Raw genomic sequence first — 21,576 nt, 5'->3', positions numbered from 1 at the left:
AACGAGCTGACATAATGGCTAGACCTTCTATTTAAAAAACTAGCTATTCTTCCATAAAAACGATCTTCTATGAAAAAAATGGTAAACTTAAAAACAATTTCCGTTGATAAAGAAGGTTAAACATGCTATTATATGTAACAAATATATAGCCTTTAAACCGGTCCCGAGAGGCCGAAAAGGACGAGTATATAGATATTTCTATGTCTATGTTTACCTATGCCCTTTTGTCCTCTGAGACGGAAGGGTATTTATTTTGCCTATTTGAGACAAGCTTTATCTCTTTTAAACAATGTCCTGTGAGGCTTGAAAAGAGAATGGAGATGTTTGTTTGAGACAACATACAAAAGACCATTCCTTCAAACCAACAAGAAGATTTTGGCAACACAAACAAATACTGAAGGGTGGAAAAACTAGATGAATTATCAAAGGAAAACGGTAGTCGCCTCTATGGCTGGTTTGACACTAGAGGGCATGGATATTATGTTTATTTCATTTGCCATGTCGATGATCGTCGCAGAGTTTCATATTGATCTTGCAACGGGCGGATTCATTTCATCGATAACCAATATAGGCATGCTAATTGGTGGAGTGATCTTCGGTATCTTAGCCGATAAGTTTGGTCGTGTTCGAATTTTTACTTATACTGTATTTTTATTTGCGATTGGCACGGCCCTAACTGGATTTGCTACAAATATTGAACAAATTTATTTATTTCGCTTTATTGCTGGAATTGGCGCAGGTGGAGAATACGGTATTGGTATGGCTCTTGTAGCAGAGGCATGGCCAAAACATAAACAAGGCAGGGTTTCTTCCTACGTTAGTACTGGAGCACAAATAGGTGTCATTCTAGCGGCGCTATTAAGTGCGATGATTCTCCCTTACTGGGGATGGAGGGCATTATTCTTCGTAGGTGTTATCCCAGTTATTTTTGCCTTTATTGTGCGAAAAAATCTGAAGGAATCACCAGAATGGTTGGCTGCACAAAAGGAAGAAAAGATGAGCCTGAAGCAAAAGGAAGGAAAATTAAGTGAGCTGTTTCGTACACCAAGAACAACGATCACTACCATTGCCCTGGCAATTATGGCGACTGTTCAAATCGCAGGATATAATGGATTGATGATTTGGTTACCATCGATGTTACAACAATCACAAGGGCTGTCAGTATCAAGTTCGGCATTATGGACGATTAGTACGGCTGTCGGGATGATTATTGGTATGTTGACTTTTGGGCAATTTATGGATCGATTAGGAGCAAAACGTTCCTTTGGGATTTTTCTGCTTGCGTCCGCGAGTGCTGTCTTTTTATACTCTTTTGCAACAGGAAGTGCTGGAGTGTTAATTGGAGGTGCCATTGTTGGTTTCTTCTCGAACGGAATGTTTGCCGGGTATGGTGCACTGATTAGCCATTATTATCCTGTCCATATTCGGAGCACAGCAACGAACACGATTTTCAACTTCGGAAGGGCATTAGGCGGTTTTTCTCCTATTCTTGTTGGCCATCTCTTGCAAAATTATAGTATGATGACGGCTATGGTGTACTTAGCGGCCTTATATATTGTCTCCTTTATCGTAATGCTCAGTTTAAAACAGAGGAGCTCGCAATCCTCTGAATGGAATATGGCATAATTAGGATAGAAGAAAAGTAGCAGTTACTTTTCTTCTACCTGTATCATAATTTTTGTCACATAATTTTCTTCTCCATTTACACTTACCTCATCCATTACATACTCCTCAAAGCTATCGCCACAAATGAGATAGCCTTTCTTACTCAGATATGTTTTTATTTTTTCGTAGGTTTTTTTGATTGTTAGATAACTACCTCTATGATAGCCAACAACATAGTTTCCCGCTTTTTTAATAAAAGGCTCTTTGATAGCTGAGTGTTCGACACGCATATAAAAATGCGAATAATTCCAATAATCAGCAGCCAGGATTTGTTCCTGCCGAATTAAACCTCCAATCGGATAACCGATATCTAGTTCTTCGCGCTTTGTATATTTAATAAATGACATAATCGATTTCGTAAATTCTTTATCTGAACAGTTTAAAATATTTTTACTTAAAACATAGCTTTCATCTACCGATTCTTCGATTGTAAAGCGATCAAAATCTAACCTTAATGCTTCTTCGATTTGTTTTTTCTTGTTTTGAATGACTTGTTGGGTGCGCTGCATTTTTGCAATTTTTTTCTTCATGGCTTCTTCTTTTTCCGCTAATAAATCGATTGTTTCTTTAGGCGATTTGAAATGCAAAAAGTCTTTAATTTCAGCTAAAGACATGCCGATCTCCTTTAACATTTCAATCACGGCAAACACTTCTGTTTGTTGAACGGAATAAAAGCGATAACCCAGATCGTTTTTATACTCTGGTTTTAACAGACCGATATCATCATAATGAAAAAAAGTCTGCTTTTTCACGCCACATAATTCTGCAAATTCTCCTGTTGTAAATAATTTTTTCGGAGACTCCAATTTTTCCACCTCTTTACTCTTGACTATACGGTAACCGAATACCTTATCATCATAGCATAGAAAGGAAAAAAACATTAAAAAACAGAGTAGTCTAGAGAGAATTTAACTTTAGGTGGTATTTTTATGGAAAACAATCATTCAATCATGCAAACAATGGAGCCCCGGCGATTATTTAGGAAGTATTTAATCCCTTCTTTATTTGGAATGATGCTGATGGCCATCAATATTTTAATCGATGGTCTATTCGTCAGTCACGGTGTTGGAGAAAAAGGGTTAGCAGGCGTTAATATCGCGGTGCCCATATACTCAGTTATTCTATCTGTTTCACTGTGGATTGGCATGGGTGGTGCCACATTATATTCCATTGCCCTTGGCCAAAATAATCCACGTCGGGCAAAAGAAATATTTACACATTCGATTATCCTCGCGATTGCGACAACTGGTTTGATTATTATAATCAGTTTACTGTTTGAAGAACGGCTTGCTTATTTATTCGGGGCCAATGATTCAATTATTTCGTATGTAGATGGTTATCTTCACGTTATTCTTTTATTTGGGCTTGTCTTTGTCCTTGAAAATATTTTAAGTATTTTTATTCGAAATGACGGAAACCCTACACTCGCGATGGTGGGATTGATTGTAACATCTGTTGTAAATATTGGATTAAACTATCTGTTTATTTTCATTTTCCACTGGGGTGTAAAAGGAGCGGCTTATGCAACAGTACTTGGTACTATCATAGGGATTCTCGTTTTACTTACGCATTTTTTAACGAAGAAAAAACAATTAGGATTTGTTCGAACGAAACTTGACTTTTCTATTCTGGGGAACATTTTCTCGATTGGTTTTCCAAGTTTTATTGTAGAAGGTTCGGCAGCAGTAATGACAGTTGCTTTTAACGTAACATTTAGTCATTATGTCGGGGAAATCGGGATTGTTGCTTATGCGGTTGTGAACTATATGCATACGGTGTTTATTATGCTCTTTATCGGTGTTGGAGCAGCTTTACAACCAATTACAAGTTATCATTATGGTGCGAAGCTTTATCAACGCATGAAACAATTTATCCGAATTGCGCTCATTACAGGATTTGGTCTTGGAGTAGCGATATTTATGGTTGGACTTACCGGAAAAGGAATGATCATTGACTTATTCGGCATTGAAATTCCCGAAATTATTGATTATACAAAAATGGGGATTGTCTATTTTTTTGCTGGGTATCTGTTTTTAGGAATCAACATGGTTTTTGTGGAATTTTATCAATCGATTGGGAAAGTACGTATTGCTACAGGAATTACCTTAAGCCGCAGTTTTGTTTTATTCATCCCCTTGCTTTTGATTTTGCCAAAAATCTTCGGTTCCAATACCATTTGGCTTGTCTTCCCGCTAGCTGAGGGATTAACAGTATTCATCACTTATCTAGCACTAAAATTTAAATGGATAGAACTTGTTCGTTCTGAAAAGGGGAAACTATTTAAGAAGTCCGGTTAACTGAGTTTTTTAACCGGACTTCTTCTTTTTAACGTCATTTATCTGAATAAACAGATAAATTAAATGATTTTTTTTGCCATAATTTATGAAAAAAGTAGTTGAAAATTTTTAGAATATGCCATACAATAAATCAAAGTTACTAAATCCTATAAGTTTAATAGGTTTTTGGGAGGAAGGGGAACTCAAATTGCAAAAGACAAATCAAACTGATTTAGCGTTAATTCACAGAGAGTTGGAGAAAAATCATCAAGAGATCGTCCAATGGAGGAGATACATGCATCAGCATCCTGAATTATCTTTTCAGGAGACAGAAACAGCAAAGTTTATCGAGGAAAAGTTAATCAGTTTTGATTTAGAGGTCAAAACAAAGATCGGCGGAAATGGACTTATTGGCATTCTTAAAGGTAATAATCCTGGACCAACGATTGCTTTAAGAGCTGATTTCGATGCATTACCTATTCAAGACGAAAAGGATGTACCTTATAAATCGCAAAAACCTGGAGTGATGCATGCATGCGGGCATGATGGTCATACAGCTGCTTTATTGGGGACTGCGCAAGTGCTAAGCCAGTTTCGAGAAAAGCTTAATGGTAAAATCATCTTTATTTTCCAACCTGCAGAGGAACTGCCACCTGGTGGGGCGAAATTCATGATTGAGGATAATGTATTAGATGGCGTGGATTATGTATTCGGTGCCCATTTAGCATCTGATATTCCATTAGGGCAAGTTGCGGTGGGAGAAGGTTTTACTTCAGCTGCAGTCGATAAATTTGAAATTACGATTAAAGGAAAAGGCGGGCATGGGGCAAGACCTCATGAAACGATTGATTCCATTGTGATTGGCAGTGAGGTTATAAATGCTTTACAAAAAATCGTTAGTCGACAAGTAAATCCATTACAATCTGCTGTTGTGACAGTGGGCGTGTTCCAAGCTGGAAATGCATTTAATGTCATTGCAGAAAATGCCAAAATCGAAGGAACTGTTCGTACTTTTGATGAACAGGTGAGGATGCAAGTCAAAGAGGATATTGATTCGATTGTAAAGGGAATTACGTCTGCCTTTCAGGCAAATTATTCGATTGACTATTTACTAGGATATCCTGCTCTATATAATCATGAGCAAGAAACAGAGCTTGCGAGAACCCTTTTCAAGGAAGAATTTTCAGATGAAGCTGTTATTACTTTACAGCCTTCCATGGGTGCAGAGGACTTCTCCTACTTTTTACTAGAAAGACCGGGAACCTATTTTAGAGTAGGGAGTCGAAATGACAACGAACAGACTCATTATTCCCATCATCATCCGAGGTTTGATTTCGATGAGCGGGCGTTACTAAATATCGAAAGATCCTTTGTGAAAATTGTAGCCCATTATTTGTTTTAACAATCATTTTTGTTTTTTGGAATTTTTGTCGAAAAATTTTGAATAATAATAAAGGAATGAAGAAAATGAAACAGTCAAAAGGGATTTTGTTAATAGTAACAATATTGTTCAGCTTACTTGTAGCTGCTTGTAGCTCAGGAGAAACGTCAACAAATGATGGGAAAAAGTCAGCAGACACTGAAAAGGCCGCGGATACAACGAATGTTGTAGAAGATATGCAAATTCCAGCAGAAGACCCATCAGCTTCTCCTCAATTAGCTGTCAATCGGGGGAATATGGTAGTTGTAGGTTTACAAGAGCCTGGGGGAGTATTTACGCCTTATTTTAATTCAAGTGGTTATGATGGAAATGTTCAATCGGTGATGTTTCCTCCATTAGTGGATATCAATGAAGCAGGTGAACCGATCCCAGGACTTGCTGAAGAATGGGATGTATCCGAAGATGGATTAACATATACCTTTTATTTACGAGATGATTTGAAATTTGATGATGGAACGCCGCTAACAGCTGAAGATGTTGAATTTACCCTAACACTCCTGCATGACCCTAGTTATGGTGGTGGTACGGATATCACGGAAGCAAAAGTTGTAGGGGGATTAGATTATAAAAACGAAGATGCCGATAGTATCTCCGGTATTAAAGTAGTGGATGATAAAACGATTGAAATTACGACAGAAGAAGTAAATGCTCGTTCCTTGCGTTTACTTGGCGGTCAAGTGCTGAAGAAAGATTACTATGGAAAAGACTACAAAAAAGGTGATCTTGATTACTTAAATGGCTTGCATTTAAAACCAGTTGGAGCAGGACCATTCCGTTTTGTCGACTATTTACCAGGTCAGGAAATTCGCTATGAAGCTAATGAACATTTTTATGATGGAAAGCCAAAAGTGGATCAATTCATTTATAAAACAACTGAAGGGGATTCTCAGCAATTTTTCCAAACAGGTGAATTGGATTATAGTGGATTGGCTGCTAGCCAAGATAATTTTGAATTTTTACAAGCTCTAGGATTTGCCGATATTAATGTATATACCTCTTCTGCCTATGGTTATGTCACATTTAATCATGAGAAAGAGATTTTCAAAGATCCGAAAGTGCGACAAGCCTTCATATACGGACTTGATCGACAAACGATTATTGATACGTATTACCAAGGCTATGCGCAAGTAGCGAATATTCCGGTTTCACCAGCTTCTTGGGCTTATACAGATGAAATTGGCAGCACAGATTACGATCCAGAAAAAGCGAAACAATTGTTAGAGGATGCTGGTTGGACAGAAGGAGACAATGGAATTCGAGAAAAAGATGGTGAAAAGCTCGTTGTCTATTACTTTACTTCTGCTGGCGGTTTAGGGGATACCTTTATTCCGATTGCAAAGGAAAATTATAAGGAGATCGGGATTGATCTGCAAGTAGAACAAATGGATTTTAATGCTTTGCTTTCCCGAGTAGAGAAGGGCGATCATGACTTGGCATCTTTTTCCACGACTATGCTGACAGATCCTTATGATGGAATTGATAGCTTTCACACAAAAACACAAGATTCGATTATAAAAGGGTATGGAAATGAGGAGATTGATGGTTTGATCGATGCTACAATCGCAACCAATGATCAAGATGAAAGAGCAGCAGCTTTTCATGAATTATACAAAGCATTGGATGAGGATCCTCCCGTAATTCTAATGTCCTATACAAAAGTGTTAAGTGGAACGAACGCACGGGTAAAGGGCTTTGAACCGAATGGATATCGCGGGATTGCTCCTAGCTTGAAAAATCTAGAAGTGGTAGATGTACAACAATAATCCTATAAATCTATTAAATATGCATCATCGTTTTCATTCAGGCGTATCTGCACAATGTGCGGGTACGCCCAATTAGATAAGAAAATTATTGGAAATAGTCATCATCCTTTTGGATAGATGGGAGGCAACTAAGCTTGAAAGAATATGTTTTAAAAAGAGTGTTGTATTTAATTCCAACTTTGCTTGGAGCTTCATTGCTGATTTTCTTTTTGTATTCATTAGTTCCTGGTAACTTTATTGATGCCGATCCAAATTTAACGGCTGAACGGAAGGCGGAGCTATACGCACTTTATGGTTTTGATCAGCCAATGTTGAAGCGATATTTTATCTGGATGGGAAATCTTCTGCAAGGGGATCTTGGCTATTCATTACAATTCCAACGTCCAGTTGTCGAAGTGCTAGGAAACTATTTATGGAGTTCTTTTTTTGTTGCGTTAGCTTCATTGATTCTAACATGGGGGGTTGCTTTGGTCGTCGGCGTTGTTTCTGCGACTCGTCAATATTCTTTATTTGATTCATTGGCAACCGTGTTAGTGTTTGCGGGTATGGCTACCCCTTCCTTTTTTCTTGGCTTAATTTTAATTAAATTTCTTGCCGTTGATCTTGGCTGGTTTCCAGCTGGGGGTATGATCACTACTGGAAGTAATTATACTGGCTGGGCATATATCAAAGATGTAGGCCAGCATATGATTTTACCTGTGTTAGTTTTAACGATGTTAGGGATTGGAGGCTTGGCCCGTTATTTCCGAACCAATATGCTTGAAGTGATTCGTCAGGATTTTGTCCGTACAGCAAGGGCAAAGGGACTGAAGGAAAAAACGGTTGTCTATAAACATGCATTAAGAAATGCTCTCTTGCCAGCAATTACTTTATTTGCTTTCGAGTTACCAGCCTTGTTCAGTGGTGCGATTATTACAGAGCAAATCTTTAATTGGCCAGGGATTGGAGCCATTTACATGCAGGCTTTTACGGTTCGAGATTATCCATTATTAATGGGCTTTACGATGTTTATCGCCCTTTTGACTGTTATCAGCAATCTAGTAGCAGATTTATTATATGGAGTAGCAGATCCCCGAGTTCGTTTAAAATAATTTTTTATTGGAAAAAAGTGGATTCCTTTTCCTGTGAATTATAAGGAGTTGAAACATATGGAAAGTCCTTCAGTAACGACGATGGATCCAAAGATACATACGAAACAACAAAAATCTTCTCTTTGGAGACAGGTGTTTCGTCGTTTGTTAAAAAAGAAAATTGCCCTCTCAGGATTAGGGTTTCTTATTTTTGTTTTTTTGTTTTCCTTTTTAGGTCCTTTCTTTTCTCCCTATGGAGTTTCTGGGGTGGATCCAACGAATATCAATCAACCTCCCAGTACTGCTCATTGGCTAGGGACAGATAAGTTAGGAAGGGATGTCTTAACAAGATTGATGCTAGCTGGGAGAATTTCTTTGACAGTAGGGCTAGGCGCGATGGTCATGTCTTTAACAATCGGAGCTATATTAGGTGTATTAGCGGGCTATTATAAAGGGATCATCGATCAAATTGTGATGAGAACCGCAGACATATTGATGACATTACCTGGCTTACCATTATTATTTATAATGGCGGCTGTGATGTCAGAGTGGAAAGTACCAGCTGAGCAACGGCTCTATATCGTTATGTTAATGCTAAGTCTAGTCGGCTGGCCCGGACTTGCGAGATTAGTACGAAGCCAAATTCTTAGTTTACGAGAACGTGAATTTATTCAAGCAACAGATGCATTAGGACTGCGGGATCGAAGAAAGCTGTTGAATCATTTATTACCAAATACCGTTCCTTTATTAATTGTGGCAGGGACATTGAGTGTTGGGAGTGCGATCTTAAGTGAATCTGTCCTAAGTTTCTTTGGACTAGGGGTCGTTCCACCAACAGCTTCTTGGGGCAATATGATCAATGCAGCGAACTCACTGATTGATTTTCAAAAACGCCCTTGGCTATGGATTCCACCTGGTGTGGCAATCTTCCTAACAGTGATTAGTATTAATTTACTCGGTGATGGCTTGCGCGATGCAATCGATCCAAACATGAAGAGGAGGTAATAGACATGACAGAAGGGTCTATCCTGCAAGTAAATCACTTGCTTACCCAATTTCAAACAGAAGCTGGGAATGTGAATGCAGTGAATGATGTAAGTTTTGAAATAAAGCAAGGGCAAACCGTATGTCTGGTCGGAGAATCGGGATGTGGTAAAAGTGCTACAGCCATGTCTATTATGGGATTAATCGATCATTCATCAGGAGCTAAATGTGAAGGAGAAATCAGTTTCGAAGGAAAAGATTTGTTGAAAATGAAAAAAGGCGATTTGCGAAGGATGCGTGGGAATGACTTTGCTATGATCTTTCAAGAACCGATGAGTTCGCTTAATCCTGTTTTAACGATTGGCGAACAAATAATTGAGCCTTTGATGGAACATACGGTCATTTCCAAGAAGCAAGCAAAACAAAAAGCGATAGAATTAATTGAATTGGTCGGAATTGGCAGAAGTCGAGAGATCTTTTCCTCTTATCCCCATCAGTTGAGTGGTGGAATGTTACAAAGGATTATGATTGCGATCGCTCTATGCTGTGATCCGCGATTATTAATTGCAGATGAACCAACGACAGCCCTTGATGTAACAATTCAAGCACAAATTTTAGAATTGTTGCGAAAGTTAAAGGATGAGCGACAAATGTCGATGCTATTGATTACTCATGATCTTGGCGTTGTAGCGGAAGTTGCTGATTATGTGATCGTCATGTACGCAGGAAAGGTTATTGAACATGCGCCTGTCACAGAATTATTTAAGAACCCAAAACACCCGTATACAAAAGGGCTGCTTGCAGCTAAGCCTGTTATCAATCAACGTAAAGAGACGCTTTATACGATTCCTGGACAGGTGCCAAACTTGATTGATTTGCAGCCATCTTGTTATTTCAGTGATCGGTGCGAACACTGTATGAAGATTTGTGTTGAGAAGAGCCCTAGTATGAAGTCGATTAAGGATGATCATCAAGTAGCTTGTTGGTTATATGAAGAAGAGGTGAGCGTATGACAGCAGCGGCAGAACCGTTAATTGAAGTCGATCATCTGAAAAAATATTTTGGTGAAACCTCTTCGATTTTTAAACGCAATAAAGAAGTAGTCAAGGCAGTTGATGGCGTGAGCTTTACCATTGAAAAAGGCGAAACGTTTGGCCTCGTTGGAGAATCGGGGAGTGGAAAAAGTACAATTGGCCGAAGCATCCTCCGGCTACATTCGATTACATCAGGAGAAGTAAAATATAATGGGCAAAGCCTTCATCAGCTAGCTAAGGAAGACATGCGGAATTTACGACCAAAATTGCAATTTATCTTTCAGGACCCATTTAGTTCGTTAAATCCTAGGATTCGAATTGGTGATGCGATTGGGGAAGCATTGCTGGATCATGGTTTATGTAGCAAGACAGAAGTAAGAGGAAAAGTGTTAGAGGTCTTAGATATTTGTGGTCTTGCTCCGTATCACTATGAACGATTTCCCCATGAATTCAGTGGGGGACAACGACAACGGATTGGCATCGCAAGAGCAATCATTTTAGAACCGGATTTTATTGTCGCTGATGAGCCAGTGTCAGCTCTAGATGTTTCCATCCAGGCGCAAATCATTAATTTATTTCAGAAATTGCAAAAAGAGAAAGACATTACTTTCTTATTTATTTCGCATGATTTAAGTGTTGTCGAGCATCTATGTTCAAAAATAGGCGTTCTCTATCTTGGCTCTATGATGGAACTGGCGAGTCGGGATCAACTATATGGGAACCCGCTTCATCCTTATACAAAGGCTTTACTCTCAGCGGTCCCCATTCCCGATCCAACATTGAAACGCGAACGAATCATCCTGAAAGGGGACATCCCCAATCCAGCCAATCCCCCAAAAGGATGCAAATTTCACACACGCTGTCCCTTAGCAAAGGATATTTGCCGAGCGCAAGTACCCGAATTTCGCGAAATTGAAGACCAGCATTTTGTAGCTTGCCATCTAGTATAAGGGGCCTGACCCCCATTGTGATAAAGTATTAACGCAGTGAGGGTCAGACCCCTAATTCAATTTTTACATTTCTATAGGAACTGTTCTCTTCAAGAGGTTCTTCTTGGACTAGACAATTTTTCGATAGTAATGATTTGAGTTGAAGCCAGGCGTCCTTTTTGATATGTAGTTCTTTGATCCCTTTGCCAGTAAGCTGATAATCGCGGCCTTCGATTAGTTGGAATTTAAGTTTTAGCAGTGTTTGCAGGCCTCTGATCGTGATAAATTTAATTTGGTAACCATCTTCAATGATGGAGGTAAAGGCATCTTGATCTTGATCTGCGAGCTTTATAAGTTCATCAAAATCAAAGCGTTCATTTACATGGCTCCAAGGGGTAATATCCTTTCGTTTGATTTGATTTAGTATCTCGGCATCAGATATCCCTTGGTTTCTTAGTGTTTCGATCATATAAGCAATTGGTAATGATATAGGATGATTTTTCAATGTAAGTCCTCCTTAAAAGTCCTGATTATTCTAATATTATCCTATAAGTTTAAGGAGAATGCTAGTTTCCTTTCACTCAAGCCTTCATCACGCTAGGAAAATGATTAGTTCGTATTCAAAAGGATTAAGTCGGCGACTGCACTGACGTTCTATCAGCTTATACGTCGAAAGTTCGAGGCGGACTCGCATGTTTGTGCTGACTTTTATGTTGTCCACAGGATGTGGGGATTTGAACGGAAGATTCTTTAATTCGCAGTGTCATTTTTACTGAGTGCTTAGAACATCCTCTGTAAAAAAAGAGATTCGGAAGGAGCTGATTAAGCGGCTTTCACCAATCCCTTCTGAATCGTTGACATTGAAAAGTTGTTTTCAATTGTATCGCTCTATACATCAGTCTCGCATGTTGGCCATCTCGACTTCTGCGATCCATTTTCGGACGAAGGCAATGCATGAATTGTTCATCACATATACAAGGATGAATCCCCCTATTCAAGCAGCGATCATGTCTCATACAACAGGCATCCACATCATTAATAGGTGAACCAGGCCCGCTACATCCTGGTCCACACCATCTATAACCAGGAAAAATGCAACCAAGCTGATTTCTTTTCCTAGACAATCAATCACCCCCATACTCTACAATATGAGCATACATTGTAGAATGCATGAGCAGATGCCTTAAAACGAGAAGGGAAAGTGATGATTGAGCAAAAAATCCACTATTTGATCCCGCATTACCGTGCAGTAATCCCTCACTTCAGGACCTTGGAAAACGGAGAAGCGAAGGTGGGGATGGAAGAAAATCCCCATTAAATTGAATACCACTTTTTTTCTAATCACAATTTTCAAGAGTAATCCATCATTCAAATAATGTCGCGATCTTTAAACCGATGATCGGATCAGCGATTTGATCTAATTGATAAACGACATTTTCTTTTTGCCAGAGAATCTGCTGATCATCCCCTGTTGCATCTAAATGAACAAAACCGTGTTCTTCTGGGATCGGTAATGAATGATCTTCTAGAAAAGTGACGGCATTGCGGGCCAGTTTTTCACCAGACTCTGCTTGATCTGTTTGCGTATGTGCCGCCAATGCCCAACGGCCTTCATTCCAGCCTGTCCAGAGGCTGCCTGCTCCTGCATCTTGATACCCAGTGATGTCATGACCAAGATCCACTTCATTACCGCCGTTTTGTTCAAAATCTTCATAAGCTATTTCTTCGTTTGCCTGTTCCTGAGTATCGTATTGTTGTACGGTTAATCGTGCAATCTGCCTAGCATCACCATCTTTTAATTGATCATTATTAATGGGAATCGAAGTTTGACTAGCAAAAAAGATAACCGTATATTGATCCTCTGATGAGGTGGTAGCAGCTGTCAAATGCTCTCCTTTATCTAAAGGGATGCTGTCTGGAAGAACAATCGTCAGGTCTGTATCAATTTGCTCTTTTATTCCTTCCATTATCTCTTCCTGTGTAAGGTCTTTCTCGTCTTGTTGCTCTGGTTGTGAGGAATTCTCCTCTTCATTAGGTTGGGGATCTTGTTTAGCGTCGTCTTGGTCCTCACTTTGTTGTGCATCATTAGTTTCAGTATTGTTTTCTGCTGGAGTTTCTTGTGAAGAGTGATCCTTAGTTGCACAACCTCCAATAAGAAAAATAGCGCCTAGAAAAATAGCGACTTGTATAGCCTTTTTCATCATCATAACCACCCTTGTTTTAAAGTTTATACGTTATTTATACCTCTAATAATGCTCAAAAAAACGTCAATAAAAAACTAGCTTGATTGACAAATTCCATAAATCTTTTTACAATAAAACCTCATAAGCTAGTAAAATTGCTCGCTTATTCTCTGTTCAATAAATGGACTTATATTGGTACCGAATTTGTAACATAACCTTATTCCTATTTTGAGAATCTGTAGTATGATAGAAATATAGAATGCTCAGTTATTCACTATGTGGAGAAAAAGGAAAATCATTGGACCTTGGCTGAAAGATAAAGGGGGATGATTTACTATCCGCCTAGATTTGCGATAGACATTACAGAGGAAAATTTTCACTCATGTCTTTGCAAAAATTTTTTGTCAAAGTTTGTTCATAATTTCACGAATTAAAAGTGCACAAGCACACAAAATGAATTACTTTTGTCAAAGTTTGTTCACTTTTTCACTTAAGGAGGAAAATGGAATGGAAGAGGTTATTCTTGCGAGGATTCAATTTGCTTCAACGACATTGTTTCATTTTATCTTTGTCCCATTGTCCATTGGTCTAGTATTTATTATTGCGATCATGCAGACACTGTATGTGATAAAGAAAAAAGAAGTTTATTTGAAGATGACCAAGTTTTGGAGTATCTTTTTTCTAATTAACTTTGCAGTCGGAGTGGTGACAGGGATTATCCAGGAATTTCAATTTGGAATGAACTGGTCAAGTTATTCACGATTTGTCGGGGATGTATTTGGAGCGCCGCTTGCTGTTGAGGCTTTATTAGCTTTTTTCTTAGAATCTACCTTTATTGGATTATGGATGTTCGGTTGGAATAAACTACCGAAAAAATTACATTTAGCTTGTATCTGGCTTGTGTCGATCGGTACAATTATGTCCGCTTTTTGGATCTTAGCAGCCAATTCCTTCATGCATAATCCTGTTGGCTATACGATTCAAAATGGTCGTGCAGAAATGACCGATTTTGTAGCTGTGTTGACCAATCCTAAACTTTGGGTTGCCTTTCCACATACAATCTTCGGAAGCTTTGCTACAGGTGCCTTTTTTATCGCTGGTGTCAGTGCTTGGTATTTGATTAAGAAAAAAGATGTGGAAATTTTTAAACGTTCGATTGCTATTTCGCTTGTTATTGGATTGGTCGCTGGCCTAGGACTCGCTTTTTCTGGTCACGCGCAAGCAACCTATTTAATGCACGCCCAACCAATGAAAATGGCAGCGGCTGAAGGGCTTTGGGAGGATAGTGGTGATCCCGCAGCTTGGACTCTGTTTGCCAATATTGATACTAAAAACCAGGAAAGTACCCACCGGATCGAAATACCATATTTATTAAGCTACTTGGCATATAGTGAATTTACTGGAAAAGTAGAAGGAATGAATACTTTACAAGAAAAAATGATTGAAAAGCATGGAGAAGGCATTTATATACCTCCCGTCAAAACAACATTTTGGAGTTTTCGTATTATGGCTGGAACTGGTGGAATTCTAATCCTGCTTAGTGCTTTAGGTCTGTTCTTATTATGGAGAAAAAAATTAGTCCATAGCATTCGTTATTTGAAATGGTTGGTTCCTGCTATCTTTTTACCATTCATCGGCAATTCCTTTGGTTGGATCATGTCCGAGATTGGTCGCCAGCCTTGGGTAGTAAATGGTCTTATGAAGACAATGGATGGAGTCTCACCGAATGTGAGTGCAGGACAAATTTTATTTTCGCTTATCTCCTTTTCTCTCATCTATGCATGTTTAGCAATTGTGATGGTGTATCTATTTATCCGTGTGATCAAGCAAGGGCCGCATGCAAAAGCGAAGGAAGATGTATCAGCGTCAGACCCGTTTGATCTTGGAGGTGTTCAACATGCAACTAAGTGAAGTGTGGTTTATCCTTGTTGCCGTTTTATTTGTTGGCTTTGTCTTCTTGGAAGGTTTTGATTTTGGAATTGGTATGGGGACAAAGTTTCTTGCGAAAAATGAACAAGAGAAACAAATGCTAATTAAAAGCATTGGCCCCTTTTGGGATGCGAATGAAGTATGGCTGATTACAGCGGGGGGAGCAATGTTCGCTGCCTTCCCGCACTGGTATGCAACATTGTTCAGCGGCTACTATCTACCGTTTGTTGTATTATTATTGGCTTTAATTGCCCGTGGAGTTAGCTTCGAGTTTAGAGAAAAAATTGATTCAGAGCATTGGATAAAAGTCTGGGACTGGGCCATTTTTGCTGGAAGCATTTTACCTCCATTTTTATTAGGTGTTATGTTTTCTAGCCTTATTAAAGGATTGCCCATTGATGCAGAAATGAATATGTATGCTGGCTTCACGGATATAATTAATATTTATACCCTAGTGGGCGGTGTTGCATTCGTACTCCTTTCTTATTTACACGGTTTAATGTTTGCTTCCTTAAAAACAACAGGATCATTACGAGAAAGGTCGAAGGAAATGGGATTAAAGATTTACTTTTTGACAGGTTTCGTTGTGGTACTTTTCGTTGTTTTAACAGGGCTCTATACAGATGCTCTAGCTGATAAAGGTTGGATTCTTTACACACTCTACGGTTTAGTGGTCGTGTTGTATTTATCTTTATATCCACTTTTACGTAATAAAAAAGAAGGGTATAGCTTTACCGTCACAGGCTTGATCATGATCCTTGTTATGTCATCGTTTTTTATCGCCCTGTTTCCTAACGTGCTTATTAGCTCGACGGATTTTGCCAATAATTTAACGGTATATAATGCAGCATCTGGTCAATACTCTTTAAAATTAATGACAATTGTGGCAGCAACAATGATCCCGATTGTTTTAGGTTATACATTTTGGAGTTACTATATTTTTCGTAAGAGAGTCTCTCATAAGGAGCTTTTAGAAGACTAATGGATAAACATCTTCTTCATTACAAAGGAAGCAAACGTCTTATATTCATCGTCGGTTTGTTAACGGTAATCCAAACGATTATCTTAATTGTGCAGGCCCGCTATCTAGCGGCTGCAATTGTGAATATGTATGAGAGGACTGCGTGGAAAGCAGTCCTTCCTCTATTGGCGATTTTTATTGTGGCCTTTATTTTGCGTCATTTGATTCAATGGATAAAAGAAAGGTTAACCTATCAGTTTGCTGAAGATACAGCGAATGAATATCAGCAACTTTTATTAAAAAAGTTGTTTGCATTGGGGCCGAGGATGGTAGGGAAAGAGGGTACTGGACAGCTCGTGACATTAGTTATGGAAGGGATTCCTCAATTTCGCACTTATTTACGGCTGTTTATTCCAAGAGTAATTGCGATGGTCTGTGTACCGATTATTTTATTCATTTATGTCACCACTTTAGACCTTGCCTCAGGTGTTATCTTAGCTGTTGTGATGCCGATTATGATTATTTTCTTAATATTATTAGGGATGGCAGCGCAAAAGCAGATGGATGCCCAGTGGGAAACCTATCAACTACTATCTCGACATTTTGTTGATTCATTGCGTGGATTAGTAACTCTTAAATATCTTGGAAAAAGTAAATCACATGCTAAATCAATTGAAACGGTTAGTAATAAATACAGAATTGCAACAAACCGTACATTACGGGTTGCTTTTTTGTCTACCTTTTCATTGGACTTTTTTGCGAGTTTATCCGTCGCGATTATTGCTGTCGAGCTAGGATTACGCTTGATTAACGGTCATATTATACTTTTACCTGCTCTGTTGATTCTAATATTAGCTCCTGAATACTTTCTGCCAGTCCGGGAATTGGGAAATGATTATCATGCTACGATGGATGGCAAGGAAGCTGGAGAAAAAATTCATCAAATTTTAGCGATGAAAACTATTGCTAATGATCAAGCTGAAATCGCTATTCCGGCTTGGACGAAAGATAGTGTTTTGGCGTTAAAAAACGTCAGTATGGAATCTGAAGAAGGCTTGACTCGCCTTGAAAACCTTAATTTTGACGTACGTGGCTTACAAAAAATTGGCATTGTGGGAACTTCTGGATCGGGAAAATCCACGCTTATTGACTTATTAACGGGTTTTTTAGAGAAAACTAGTGGTGAAATCAGTTGTAACGGGCAAAAACTCCCGCATTTTTCTTTGGACGATTGGCAGAAACAATTAACTTATATTCCGCAGCATCCACATATTTTCGCAGGAACGATTGCAGAGAATATTCGTTTATATTCGCCTGATGCTCCTAAGGAAAAAGTTAAGAAAGCGGCTGATAAAGTCGGATTAACAGCATTAGTTTCCCGATTTCCGAATGGTTTGGAAGAGGTCATTGGTCAAGGTGGGCGTACTTTAAGTGGGGGGGAAGAGCAACGTGTCGCTTTAGCAAGAGGCTTGCTTCAAGATCGCCCAATAATGTTGTTAGATGAGCCGACTGCACATTTGGACATTGAGACGGAGTACGAATTGAAAAAAGCTATGCTGCCATTGATGGAAGGGAAATTAGTCTTTTTTGCCACTCACCGATTGCATTGGATGCAAAGCATGGATTGGATTTTTGTTATGGAGAATGGCAAACTTGTAGAAACTGGTCATTATCATGATTTAATGCAGCGACCTGGAACATTTTCAGCATTACGACAAGCACAAAAAGGGGGCGATGATCGTTGAAACTTTATCACATTTATATAAAGCCTTATTTAAAACAATATAGAGTTGTAATGATTACGACGATAGTATTAGCCGTGCTAACACTTCTCTCAGCCTCCTTTTTAACCTTTGTCTCCGGGTATTTAATTACACGAGCATCTGAAAGACCTGAGACGATCTTGCTTTTATATGTTCCGATCGTCGCTGTCCGGACTTTTGGTATATCCAAAGCAGTGACACGTTATGTGGAACGCCTAGTTGGACATCATGCAGTATTAAAAATATTAGGCGATATGCGCATACACTTATATAAAATGCTTGAGCCCCAAGCGTTATTTATTCACTCACGCTTTCAAACTGGGGATTTGTTAGGGACATTAGCTGATGATATTGAGCATTTGCAAGATGTCTATATAAGGACCATCTTTCCAACTGCTTCCGCTATCTGTTTATTTATTTTTTCAGTTGTAACTTTATCTTTGTTTGACTGGAAGTTTGCGATTGGAATGGCCTTTCTTCTCAGTATTGTTTTAGTTGTGTATCCCTTATTATCCTTGTTTAGTTTAAAGAAAAAGCAAATTAGCTTGAAAAAGAATCGCAAACATATTTATCAGAATTTAACGGATGCCCTTTTTGGTTTACATGACTGGATGATTAGTGGACGGAAGAATCGTTTTATTACAAGTTTTTTAGAAAAAACAAAACAAGGAAATAAAGTAGAGAAAGCGATTGTGAATTGGCAACAAGCGCGGACATTCCAATTACAGTGTTTATCAGGGATTATCTTATTACTAGTAGGAATATGGGCTGGAATCGCAGCGGGCAATGGACAAATTGCTCCAACCTATATTGCGGCGTTTACCCTAGTGGTCTTTCCAATCATGGAGGGATTGCTCCCGGTTTCAGACGCAGTAGAAAAAATTCCAACCTATCAAGAGTCACTGCAACGCATTGATGATGTTCGCCAGTTTTCACAAGAGAAACCGAGAGGCGACTCTCAGCCTTTTGACGCGAAAACTCCTGCAATCCTTGTAGATAATATCACGTTCCATTACCCAAATGAGCAGAAAGCAGCTATTAAAGATCTTCAGCTTTCAATCTCATATGGACAAAAAATCGCGATATTAGGAAAGAGCGGTTCGGGAAAATCAACTTTATCGCAACTACTATTAGGCGCAGTCACACCGCAAGCAGGACATATTGAAATCGCTGGGCAGTCACCCGAAAAATATGGGGACAAAATTTATCAAGGAATTGGTTACTTAAATCAGAAGCCTTACTTATTTGCCACAACTGTTGCAAATAATATCCGCATAGGAAATAATAATGTAACGCAAGAAGAACTAGAGAATGTGATTCAACAAGTGAAATTAGATGAGTATATACACTCACTTCCAAAGGGATTAGACACGCAAATGGAAGAAACAGGGCAACGTTTTTCAGGTGGTGAGCGTCAACGAATTGCATTAGCACGCATTTTATTGAAAAAAACACCGATTGTTATCTTGGATGAACCAACAATCGGCCTTGATCCAATCACAGAAAAGGATTTGCTTAACACCATGTTTGGGACATTAAAAGATAAAACAATCATCATGATCACCCACCACCTAACCGAACTCGAAAAAATGGACCAAATCATCTTTCTAGACAACGGCAAGATCACTATGCAAGGAACCCATACCGAACTAATCAAACAACACAAACGTTATCGCGAATTATATGCTATGGATAGAGGTGCAGATGCCTGACACGACTGAGACTTCGCCGAATTTTAATTATTTGCCAAAAAGAAACCAGATTACAATGTTTATTTTTTGATAAAAATACTTTTAAAGTCACACTTAATGAGTACTTATAGTAGGAAGTAGTTCAGCTTTGGAGTACAAATGCTAAAACGCAGTCCAAAATGAACTACTTTTTTTATTGTTAAGGAACGCATATATTATTAAAAGAAAATTGGTATTTTTGTGTTATTCTATATAAGAATGATAATTCATTGGAGGAAGTATGAATATCTACTTAAATCTTTTCAGTCTCCTTATTTTCGTCATAACAGTCATACTATTCATTGTTCTTGTTATTAAATTGTTTATTTATTTAGCAAAAAAGAGAGCGTTTCCTAAAAGGCTATTAATCACTTCCTTAATAGGAGCGACGTTGGTTTTAGCTGTTTTTTTATATACACAATACTTTTTTACATTTAATAACCTTAGAGGAACGCTTCAGGAAGGACCTATAAACTCCCCGAATGGTGAATATACTGCTAATACATACTATAGAACGTATGGAGGTGCCGCAGGAGGGGTTAATATTTGGGTGCAAATCACTAATAATACAGACCATAAGACCAAGGTAATTTACTATAGTAACGCAAATAGTCACTTTTCTATAAGCTGGAACGGAGCAAATACTTTAGCTATCACTAATGAGGATCCAAATTATCCAGAGTCAGATAACAGTATTAATTTGGATGTTAGGAACGAAATTTATGACCGCTATGGTTTGGCTTGCCAAAGTTTGTTAATGAAAAACGATTATAAAAGGTGCTTTAAGAAGTAATCAGCTTTTTATAGGTTTTAATTAAGGAATAATAAAGTGGAGAGAGGCCGGGGGATAAATATTTTCACCAAAGGAAAATGGGCATAAACCCCCGCTCCGGAAATAGTTAACATAGATAAAAATGATAATTTATAAAAAGGGGATTACTTTGATTGAACTAACTGAAAATGAATTTGATATGGTATTAGATTTATTACAACAGCCTAAAAACATTCATAATGTGTTTGTATATTCCGTAATTGAACATAAACAACAGGGAAAAATATTTGTGAATAATAAGATTAGTCCAAGTGCTGGTTTAGTTATGAATGAAGGTGGATGTTACTATGTTTTTGGTGATGTATCTGATAATGTATTTAACGATTCACTTATTGAATATTTAAGTGACCCTTCAAATCATGTAAATTTCTTCGATATGTATTTATCATCAAATGAGTGGCTTGAATTTCTTAAACGCTCACTTGAAGGAAATGTTGTTCAATTAAAAAGAACTCATTATGTTTTGGAAGAAATCAATAAAATGGTGCAAGATGTAGAAACACCCGATGGATTTAAAAATAAGCCAATAAATGGAGAATTGTTTAATAAATATAAAGCACAAATTGATAGTTCTTATTCCTATCTTTGGGGTTCTTCTGATAAATATCTTAAAAATGCCTTTGGATTTTGTTTACTTAAAAATGATGAATTTGTAAGTGTTTGTAATACCTTCTATATTGGTGGCAAATTTATTGCTCCAGATATCATTACATTAAATGAATATCGAGGTAGGGGACTAGCTACAATCGTTTGTTCATACTTTATAAAGAGAAGTAAAGAACTGGGGTTAACTCCGTACTGGGATTGTGATGCTGGAAATGAAGCTTCAAATCGTTTAGCGCAGAAATTAGGGTTTAGAAAAGTAGGAGATGTCCCTATTTTATGGTGGCATGAAAACAAGAAAGTGATTGAAAAATATCTTAAGAAATTTAATTATGTAACCTAATATAGTTGTTGTGAGAAATGAGGTCATTTCATTTGTTATATAAAAAGCGACGAGACTAGGACATAATTAA

The 21,576-nt window shown here is 38.2% G+C and carries 18 protein-coding genes; 14 read left to right on the top strand and 4 right to left on the bottom strand.

Going from position 1 to position 21,576, the window contains the following annotated elements; all coding sequences use genetic code 11:
* Nucleotides 1-414: 414 nt before the first annotated feature.
* Nucleotides 415-1,626, top strand: coding sequence for an MFS transporter (locus tag KI375_RS25690; RefSeq protein WP_207450493.1), 1,212 nt, complete (start codon nucleotides 415-417; stop codon nucleotides 1,624-1,626).
* Nucleotides 1,627-1,649: 23 nt separating this feature from the next.
* On the opposite strand, the gene KI375_RS25685 is transcribed toward KI375_RS25690, so the two are convergent.
* Complete coding sequence (locus tag KI375_RS25685) at nucleotides 1,650-2,471, bottom strand: MerR family transcriptional regulator (protein ID WP_212976217.1); 822 nt, start codon at nucleotides 2,469-2,471, stop codon at nucleotides 1,650-1,652.
* Nucleotides 2,472-2,594: 123 nt separating this feature from the next.
* Between KI375_RS25685 and KI375_RS25680 the strand changes: the two genes are divergently transcribed.
* From KI375_RS25680 to KI375_RS25650, 7 genes are all read left to right on the top strand, one after another.
* A complete protein-coding gene (locus tag KI375_RS25680; RefSeq protein WP_244853081.1) occupies nucleotides 2,595-3,962 on the top strand; it encodes an MATE family efflux transporter in 1,368 nt (455 codons plus the stop codon).
* A 187-nt stretch (nucleotides 3,963-4,149) separates the two neighbouring features.
* On the top strand, nucleotides 4,150-5,343 hold the full coding sequence (locus tag KI375_RS25675; RefSeq protein ID WP_244853079.1) for a M20 metallopeptidase family protein: 1,194 nt from the start codon (nucleotides 4,150-4,152) through the stop codon (nucleotides 5,341-5,343).
* Nucleotides 5,344-5,408: 65 nt separating this feature from the next.
* A complete protein-coding gene (locus tag KI375_RS25670; protein ID WP_212976215.1) occupies nucleotides 5,409-7,145 on the top strand; it encodes an ABC transporter substrate-binding protein in 1,737 nt (578 codons plus the stop codon).
* A gap of 134 nt (nucleotides 7,146-7,279) precedes the next feature.
* Nucleotides 7,280-8,236, top strand: a complete 957-nt coding sequence (locus KI375_RS25665) for an ABC transporter permease (protein WP_212976214.1) — start codon at nucleotides 7,280-7,282, stop codon at nucleotides 8,234-8,236.
* Nucleotides 8,237-8,293: 57 nt separating this feature from the next.
* Nucleotides 8,294-9,220, top strand: a complete 927-nt coding sequence (gene opp4C, locus KI375_RS25660; RefSeq protein WP_212976213.1) for an oligopeptide ABC transporter permease — start codon at nucleotides 8,294-8,296, stop codon at nucleotides 9,218-9,220.
* Nucleotides 9,221-9,225: 5 nt separating this feature from the next.
* Nucleotides 9,226-10,212 carry an ABC transporter ATP-binding protein gene (locus tag KI375_RS25655; protein ID WP_212976212.1) on the top strand — a complete coding sequence of 329 codons (987 nt, stop codon included), beginning with the start codon at nucleotides 9,226-9,228 and terminating at the stop codon, nucleotides 10,210-10,212.
* A complete protein-coding gene (locus KI375_RS25650; RefSeq protein WP_212976211.1) occupies nucleotides 10,209-11,183 on the top strand; it encodes an ABC transporter ATP-binding protein in 975 nt (324 codons plus the stop codon). The genes KI375_RS25655 and KI375_RS25650 overlap by 4 nt, the downstream gene beginning before the upstream one ends.
* A gap of 43 nt (nucleotides 11,184-11,226) precedes the next feature.
* Here KI375_RS25650 and KI375_RS25645 read toward each other — a convergent pair whose 3' ends face one another.
* The 3 genes from KI375_RS25645 to KI375_RS25635 form a co-directional block, all read right to left on the bottom strand.
* Complete coding sequence (locus tag KI375_RS25645; protein WP_212976210.1) at nucleotides 11,227-11,667, bottom strand: hypothetical protein; 441 nt, start codon at nucleotides 11,665-11,667, stop codon at nucleotides 11,227-11,229.
* A 328-nt stretch (nucleotides 11,668-11,995) separates the two neighbouring features.
* Nucleotides 11,996-12,286, bottom strand: coding sequence for a phospholipase A2 family protein (locus KI375_RS25640; protein WP_212976209.1), 291 nt, complete (start codon nucleotides 12,284-12,286; stop codon nucleotides 11,996-11,998).
* Between the two features lie 240 nt (nucleotides 12,287-12,526).
* Complete coding sequence (locus tag KI375_RS25635; protein WP_212976208.1) at nucleotides 12,527-13,363, bottom strand: hypothetical protein; 837 nt, start codon at nucleotides 13,361-13,363, stop codon at nucleotides 12,527-12,529.
* Nucleotides 13,364-13,852: 489 nt separating this feature from the next.
* Between KI375_RS25635 and KI375_RS25630 the strand changes: the two genes are divergently transcribed.
* From KI375_RS25630 to KI375_RS25605, 6 genes are all read left to right on the top strand, one after another.
* Nucleotides 13,853-15,256, top strand: a complete 1,404-nt coding sequence (locus KI375_RS25630) for a cytochrome ubiquinol oxidase subunit I (RefSeq protein WP_212976207.1) — start codon at nucleotides 13,853-13,855, stop codon at nucleotides 15,254-15,256.
* Nucleotides 15,243-16,256, top strand: coding sequence for a cytochrome d ubiquinol oxidase subunit II (gene cydB / locus KI375_RS25625; RefSeq protein WP_212976206.1), 1,014 nt, complete (start codon nucleotides 15,243-15,245; stop codon nucleotides 16,254-16,256). The genes KI375_RS25630 and cydB overlap by 14 nt, the downstream gene beginning before the upstream one ends.
* Nucleotides 16,256-17,980 carry a thiol reductant ABC exporter subunit CydD gene (gene cydD / locus KI375_RS25620; protein ID WP_212976205.1) on the top strand — a complete coding sequence of 575 codons (1,725 nt, stop codon included), beginning with the start codon at nucleotides 16,256-16,258 and terminating at the stop codon, nucleotides 17,978-17,980. Before cydB ends, cydD begins: the two co-directional genes overlap by 1 nt.
* Nucleotides 17,977-19,710, top strand: a complete 1,734-nt coding sequence (cydC, locus tag KI375_RS25615) for a thiol reductant ABC exporter subunit CydC (protein ID WP_212976204.1) — start codon at nucleotides 17,977-17,979, stop codon at nucleotides 19,708-19,710. The genes cydD and cydC overlap by 4 nt, the downstream gene beginning before the upstream one ends.
* A gap of 259 nt (nucleotides 19,711-19,969) precedes the next feature.
* Entirely contained in the window at nucleotides 19,970-20,521 is a 552-nt protein-coding gene (locus tag KI375_RS25610; protein WP_244853077.1) for a DUF5412 family protein, read from the top strand.
* Nucleotides 20,522-20,669: 148 nt separating this feature from the next.
* Nucleotides 20,670-21,506: a GNAT family N-acetyltransferase gene (locus KI375_RS25605; protein WP_212976203.1), complete on the top strand. Its 837-nt coding sequence runs from the start codon at nucleotides 20,670-20,672 to the stop codon at nucleotides 21,504-21,506.
* Nucleotides 21,507-21,576 lie beyond the last annotated feature (70 nt).

Source organism: Bacillus sp. J14TS2, assembly GCF_018333015.1.
In the GTDB taxonomy this organism is placed as follows: Bacteria; Bacillota; Bacilli; order Bacillales; family Bacillaceae_C; genus Lederbergia.
The sequence above is the reverse complement of the archived record's forward strand: the minus strand, read 5'-3'. Positions and strand labels throughout refer to the sequence as shown.